This is a genomic window from Lacisediminihabitans sp., from assembly GCF_036404185.1.
GTDB lineage: Bacteria > Actinomycetota > Actinomycetes > Actinomycetales > Microbacteriaceae > Lacisediminihabitans.
This window is the reverse complement of sequence record NZ_DASWPB010000227.1, coordinates 1-6,217: the sequence shown is the minus strand read 5'-3', so window position 1 is coordinate 6,217 and position 6,217 is coordinate 1. Positions and strand designations below refer to the sequence as shown.

Annotated in this window: 6 protein-coding genes and 1 rRNA gene; all 7 read right to left on the bottom strand. The window is 70.1% G+C overall.

Annotated features, from left to right (window positions below):
- Positions 1-345: 345 nt before the first annotated feature.
- A complete protein-coding gene (gene recN / locus VGC18_RS15820) occupies positions 346-2,043 on the bottom strand; it encodes a DNA repair protein RecN (RefSeq protein WP_331099159.1) in 1,698 nt (565 codons plus the stop codon).
- A complete protein-coding gene (locus VGC18_RS15815; RefSeq protein WP_331099161.1) occupies positions 2,040-2,948 on the bottom strand; it encodes an NAD kinase in 909 nt (302 codons plus the stop codon). The genes recN and VGC18_RS15815 overlap by 4 nt, the downstream gene beginning before the upstream one ends.
- A gap of 59 nt (positions 2,949-3,007) precedes the next feature.
- The gene (locus VGC18_RS15810) at positions 3,008-3,811 is read right to left on the bottom strand and encodes a TlyA family RNA methyltransferase (RefSeq protein ID WP_331099157.1); all 804 of its coding nucleotides are present in this window, start codon (positions 3,809-3,811) and stop codon (positions 3,008-3,010) included.
- Positions 3,804-3,998: a hypothetical protein gene (locus VGC18_RS15805; RefSeq protein WP_331099155.1), complete on the bottom strand. Its 195-nt coding sequence runs from the start codon at positions 3,996-3,998 to the stop codon at positions 3,804-3,806. Before VGC18_RS15805 ends, VGC18_RS15810 begins: the two co-directional genes overlap by 8 nt.
- A 9-nt stretch (positions 3,999-4,007) precedes the next feature.
- Complete coding sequence (locus VGC18_RS15800; protein WP_331099153.1) at positions 4,008-5,009, bottom strand: HAD-IIA family hydrolase; 1,002 nt, start codon at positions 5,007-5,009, stop codon at positions 4,008-4,010.
- A complete protein-coding gene (locus VGC18_RS15795; protein WP_331099151.1) occupies positions 5,002-6,006 on the bottom strand; it encodes a hypothetical protein in 1,005 nt (334 codons plus the stop codon). The genes VGC18_RS15800 and VGC18_RS15795 overlap by 8 nt, the downstream gene beginning before the upstream one ends.
- Before the next feature lie 96 nt (positions 6,007-6,102).
- Positions 6,103-6,217: ribosomal RNA gene (gene rrf, locus VGC18_RS15790) — 5S ribosomal RNA — on the bottom strand; the annotation flags it as partial.

Genomic DNA, 6,217 nt, shown 5'->3' with positions numbered 1-6,217 from the left:
GAGACGACACCACCGGTGACGAAGATGTGCTTAGTTACGTCCGCTTTTAGTTTGACCACCACGGGGTTACAGCTTATCAGGGCGGATCACCCCGTCCGTCGCGACGTGCCGGGAATCGCCGCCGGCCCTGTGCGTCGTCGGGCGGGAGCTGCGACCTGGCGGAGGGAGATGTGACCTGGCGGCGGGAGATACGGTCCCTCGCGGCGGAGAAATCGCGTGGCGGCGGGAGGTGGGAATCCCTCCGTGATGCGGCTTCTCCCGCCGCGAGGATTCCGCCGGGAGGATTCCGCCCGAGGTGGTGCACCACGAGGAGCGGCGGTCCGCGATGGGGCGGACGGCAGCGGATCAGACGTCGAGGGCGCGCGCCGTCTCGATGAGCTCACGAGCGTGCTGCAGACCGCTCTCGGAATCCTGCAGACCGGAGAGCAGCCTGGCCATCTCGGCGATCCGCTCCTCACCGTGCAGCTGCCGCACGCTGCTCGCCGTCACCGCGCCGCCGTCGTCCTTGACCACGGTCAGGTGATTGGTCGAGAATGCCGCCACCTGCGCCAGGTGGGTGACGACGATCACCTGCGCGGTCCGGGCGAGTCGAGCGAGCCGCCGGCCGATCTCGATCGCGGATGCCCCGCCGACCCCGGCATCCACCTCGTCGAAGATGAAGGTCGGCACCGGATCGCTGCCGGCGATGACCACCTCGATCGCGAGCATGACCCGCGACAGCTCTCCGCCGGATGCGCCGCGGCCGAGCGGCCGGGGATCGGCCCCCTGATGGGGCGCGAGCAGCAGCGAAACCGCATCCTTGCCGGTCAGGGTGTAGTCCTGCCTGTCGGTGACCTCCACGATGAGCCGCGCGTTCGGCATCGCCAGCGCGGCGAGCTCCGCGGTCACCCGCTCGGCGAGCGATTCTGCGTACCCACGACGGACCTCGCTCAGCCGTTCCGCGAGCTCGACGATCCTGACCCTGTCCGCCTCCGTCTCCGCGGCCAGCGCGGCGGAACGATCGGAGTCGTTGTCCAGTTCCAGCAGCCTGGTGCTGCCGGAGTCGAGATAGTCGATGACGTCGTCGAGGCTCTGACCGTACTTGCGCACGAGGGACGCGAGGGACGCCCGGCGCTCCTGCACGAGCTCGAGCTCGCGGGCGCCGTCGGCGTCGAGGCCAGCCAGATAGCTGGACAGCTGGCCGGCGAGTTCGGAGACGGCGAAACTCGTCTCGGCGATGCCCTCGACGATGGGGGTGAGGGCGGCGTCGTGCTCCGAGACCCGTTCCAGTCGGCGCCTGGCGGTCTCGAGCAGCGCGAGCACGTCGGCGGTCTCGTCGAGGCCCTCGGAGGAGAGCATCTCGTGCGCCTGCCCGGCGGCCAGGCGCAGGTCCTCGAGATTGCCGAGACGCTCGGCTCGCTCGGCCAGCTCCGTGTCCTCACCGCGGACCGGATCGGCCTCCTCGATCTCCGCCATCGCGATGCGCAGGTCCTCCGCCTCACGAAGACGCAGGTCGCGCTGGGCGATGAGCACGTCGAGCTCTCCCTGCTTGGTCTGCCAGCGCCGGTAGGTCTCCTGGTAGTCGCCGAGAAGGATGGCCAGTTCCTGACCGGCGAAGCGATCGAGCGCCTCCCGCTGCGCGGTCGCCGATCTCAGGCGAACCTGGTCGGATTGGCCGTGCACGACGACCAACTGCTGGCCGATCTCGTTGAGCACGCTCACCGGGGCGGTACGACCGCCGACGACGGCGCGGCTGCGTCCCTCCTGCGAGACGGACCGGCCGAGGATGAGCTCACCGCCGTCCAGGTCACCCCCCGCATCGCGCACCCGCTCGGCCACCGGGCCGGACGGATCGACCAGCCAGTGCCCCTCGACGACCGCGGCACCGGCGTCCCTGCGCAGCACGGAACTGTCCGCACGATCACCGAGCAACAGCCCGAGCGCCGTGACGACCATCGTCTTGCCCGCACCGGTCTCCCCGGTGATGGCGGTGAACCCCGGGCCGAGCGGAAGGCGTGCCTCGCCGATGACACCGAGGTCGCGGATGGAGATCTCCTCGATCACACCGGTGCGCCTTCGCGGTTGGCCGGCCCGCGCCAGCCGTTTGTCGGCAGGTTGAATTTCCCGACGAGGCGATCGGTGAACGGCCCCTGGTGCAGCCGGGCGAGACGGACGGGAACGGCGGAACGACGGACGACCACGCGGGCGCCCGGCGGCAGATCGTGGGTGCGACGTCCGTCGCACCAGAGCACACCGGTTCCCTGGGTGCGCTCGAGGACCTCGACGGCGAACACGGAGTCCGGGCCGATGACCAGCGGGCGCCCGAAGAGCGCGTGCGGGCTGAGCGGGACGAGCAGCATGGCATCGACCCCCGGCCACACGATGGGTCCGCCGGCAGAGAAGGCGTATGCGGTGGAACCGGTGGGCGTGGACATCACGACGCCGTCGCAGCCGAAGGAGGAGAGCGGCCTGCCGTCGACCTCGATGACGACCTCGAGCATGCGCTCCCTGCTCGCCTTCTCCACGGTGGCCTCGTTGAGCGCCCAGGTCTCGTAGACCACCTCGGAGGCGACCTTCACCCGGACGGACAGGGTCATGCGCTCCTCGACCAGGTAGTCGCCGGCGACCGCGCGATCGACGGTCTCCGCCAGCGTGTCCCGTTCGCTCTCGGCCAGGAATCCCACGTGGCCGAGGTTGACGCCGAGCAGCGGTGCTGTCGAGCCTCTGACCATCTCCGCGGAACGCAGGATGGTGCCGTCTCCCCCGAGCACGATGACGAGCTCGAGCTCCTCGATGCCGATCACGTCGCCGAGCACCTCGATGGAGGTGAGGTCGGGCGCCTGCGCCGCGACGTCCGCATACTCGTCCGGTTTCATCACCGGGCTCACCCCGGCGGCCACCAGCTGACGGCTCACGGCCACGGCGGCATCCAGCGAATCCTGCCGACCGGTGTGAGCGACGACGAGCATGTACCGTGCAGTCACTGCTGAACTCCTCGTGTCGTGGTGCCCTCGCGGACGCCGGCGGTTCAGAGCGATCCGGACAGGGTCGTGACCCGCTCACTCCATTCTGTCGGATTGCCGCCGACCGCGGCGCTCAACCAGACGAGATACTCGTGGTTTCCGGCGTTTCCCAGAATTGGTGAGGAGATGAGCCCGGCCGTCGGCAGTCCGAGGTCCCAGGCCGCCCAGAGCACGCCGCCGATCGCCTCGGCGCGCAGCGCGGCGTCGTGAACGATGCCCTCCCGGATGCCCGTGCGCCCGACCTCGAACTGCGGTTTGATCAGCAGCACGTAGTCGGCGGCCGTGCCCGCCGTCGCGACGATCGCCGGCAGCACGGTGGTGAGCGAGATGAAGGAGAGGTCGGCGACCACGATCGTCGGATGCGTGGCGAACCCCGCCGCCGCATCCAGTGCCTCCGCGGTCAGGTCCCTGGCGTTGAAGCCCTCGATCGTCGTGACCCGGGCGTCGGTGGCGATGAGCGGGTCGAGCTGGCCGTGTCCCACGTCGAGGGCGACGACGTGGACGGCTCCGCGCTCCAGCAGTACCTGGGTGAATCCTCCCGTCGACGCACCGACATCCAGTGCCTGCCTGCCCACGACCGGGATGCGGAACTCCTCCAGCGCGGCGAGCAGCTTGTGAGCGGCGCGACCCACGTAGTGATCCGATGCCGTGAGCTCGAGCACCTGATCGTCCCCGACGCGCATGGACGCCTTCACTGCCATGACCCCGTCGACGGTCACGGAGCCGTCGGCGATGAGCCGCGCCGCCTGGGTGCGGGAACGCACGATGCCGCGGTCGGCGAGGGCGGCGTCGAGGCGGGACTCAGCCATGCGGACGCTGGGTCTCCCCCTCGAGGGTCGCCTGCAGGCGGTCGTGGATCTGGGTGAAGGCCGCCGCGCGCTGCTCGAGGGGCTGATCCTCGATCAGCCGGAGCCGGGAGAGCAGCGCATCGGGGTCGTCGATCCGAAGCGGCTCCGTCTCGTCGTCCTGCGCGCTGTCACCGTTCTGCTCTGGCATGGCTCAACGCTACCCTTCCACGTACAGCTCCGGCGCGACCTCGAGGCCGTAGATCGCCACGCCCGCTCCCCAGACGGCCGCCGCGCCGGCGCGCAGCAGGTCGATCCCGCCGTCGCCCGTGGCGTCGATCGAGACCCGATTGCCCTCCAGGCGAACCACGGCCCCGCCGACGGCGAACAACCTCGCCTCACCGGCCGCGTGCTCCTCCGTCGACGGATACGGCAGGTCTAGACCACGCAGATCCTCGAGGATGTAGGTGGGGCGGGAGTTCGGCTCCGCGGCCAGCACCTGCTTGGCATGGTCGATGCCGGTCAGCACGAGCACCGAGTCGATACCCGCGCGGTTCGCACCGAGGATGTCCGTGTCCAGCCGGTCGCCGATGAACAGCGGCGTGGATCCGCCGAAGCGGCTCACCGCCTCCTCGTAGAGGGCAACCTCCGGCTTGCCTGCCACGACGGGAAGCCGCCCGACGGCGTTGTGGACGGCCGCGACGAGCGTTCCGTTCCCCGGTGCGATGCCGCGTGCGACCGGAATGGTCCAGTCGGTGTTCGTCGCCACCCACGGGATGCCGGTGTGCAGGGCGAACGACGCCTCGGCGAGGTCGGTCCAGCCAATCTCCGGGGCGAAGCCCTGGATGACCGCCGCCGGCAGATCGTCCGCCGACCTGGTGACCCGGAAGCCCGCCTTGACGACCTCGGAGACGAGGCCGTCGCCGCCAACCACCAGCACCAGCGCGCCCGCGGGGACGAGACCGGCGAGCAGACGCACGGCGGCCTGCGGCGAGGTCACCACGTCCTCCGGGCGCACGGAGAGCCCGAGGCTGGTCAGATGGTCGGCCACGGATGCCGCGGTGCGCGAGGCGTTGTTGGTCAGGTATCCGACGCGCCGCCCGGCGGCCGCGCGGTTCAAACTCTCGACGGCGTAGGGGATCGCATCCGGTCCCGTGTAGACGACACCGTCGAGATCCGCCAGCAGCAGGTCGACGCCGTCGAGCGGAGTGCGGTCAGTCATGGTCGGGGTCCTCCTCGAACGTCTCGATGTCCTCTTCCACGATCTCCACCACGTCGTCCCTGTCGGCGCTCCCGCCCTCCAGCGCCTCGGTCGCCCTGTCGGACCGCTGCCACCATTCCTCCGCCTCGTCCTCGCGCCCGAGGTCCTCGAGCACGGCGGCATAGGCGTCGAAGAGGGCCGGGCTCCAGGAGAAGGCCGTGCTGGGATCCAGCTGCGGGATCTGGAGCTCGACCAGCGCGGCATCCGTCTGTCCGAGGTCCAGGCGCGCGCCCGACATCGCGATCGCCAGCTGCACCTGCACCTCCACGGGGAGAGAGGCGCGAGGAACGGACCTGCCGAGCTCCAGCGCCCTGTCGGGGCGTCCGAGACCGCGCTCGCTGTCCACCATCAGCGGCAGCTGGTCGTCCCTGCCGGAGATGCGCCGGTAGGTCCGCAACTCCCGCAACGCGAGCGCGAAGTCGCCGGTCGAATAGGCGGTGATGGCGAGGGTCTCGCGCACGACGGCGATCCGCCCCGCCCGGCGAGCCGCCGACAGGGCGTGCTCGTGGGCGAGCTTCGGATCGGAATCGATGAGCCTGGCCACCATGACGAGGTGCTGGGCCACGCCGTCGGCGTTCTCCTTGCTCAGCGTCTTCAGCTGAGCGCGGGCCACCCGGTCGAGATCCTTGGCCTGCACGTCGTCCGGGATGACCGGATCGTCGTGACGCCCGCGGACCGCGCGGATGCCGTAGGGGTCACGCTCCTCCTGCTCCTGCGGGGATCGGCCCTGATACCCGGGACGATCGCCGCCTCCGCGACGCTCCCTGGGATTCTTCGACAGGTCGGCGTCCGGGCGGCGGGAGGGACGCTCCCCGTCCCGGGAGGGACGCCCGCCGGTCGGCCCGTCCCGGCGCGGACGATCGGCGGCTGGCCCTCCCCTGTCGGGACGGCCGCCTCGCGGCCTGCTCCCGCTCGGCGGCTGGCCGGGTCGTTTCTCACGGTCTCCAGAATCGGACACGTCTCTCCCTGTATGAGAATCTCTATTGAACTGTTGCCGTCAACCGGCGTTAACGCAAAATGGCCACCCTTGACAGGGTGGCCATCTTACAAAGAAGTCCGGCGGTGTCCTACTCTCCCACAAGGTCCCCCTTGCAGTACCATCGGCGCAGAGAGTCTTAGCTTCCGGGTTCGGAATGTGACCGGGCGTTTCCCTCTCGCTATGGCCGCCG

Coding starts and splice junctions, on each gene's coding strand:
- VGC18_RS15815 (WP_331099161.1), bottom strand. CDS start 2,948: ATGCTCGTCGTCGCTCACACCGGTCGGCAGGATTCGCTGGATGCCGCC.
- VGC18_RS15810 (WP_331099157.1), bottom strand. CDS start 3,811: ATGGCTGAGTCCCGCCTCGACGCCGCCCTCGCCGACCGCGGCATCGTG.
- VGC18_RS15805 (WP_331099155.1), bottom strand. CDS start 3,998: ATGCCAGAGCAGAACGGTGACAGCGCGCAGGACGACGAGACGGAGCCG.
- VGC18_RS15800 (WP_331099153.1), bottom strand. CDS start 5,009: ATGACTGACCGCACTCCGCTCGACGGCGTCGACCTGCTGCTGGCGGAT.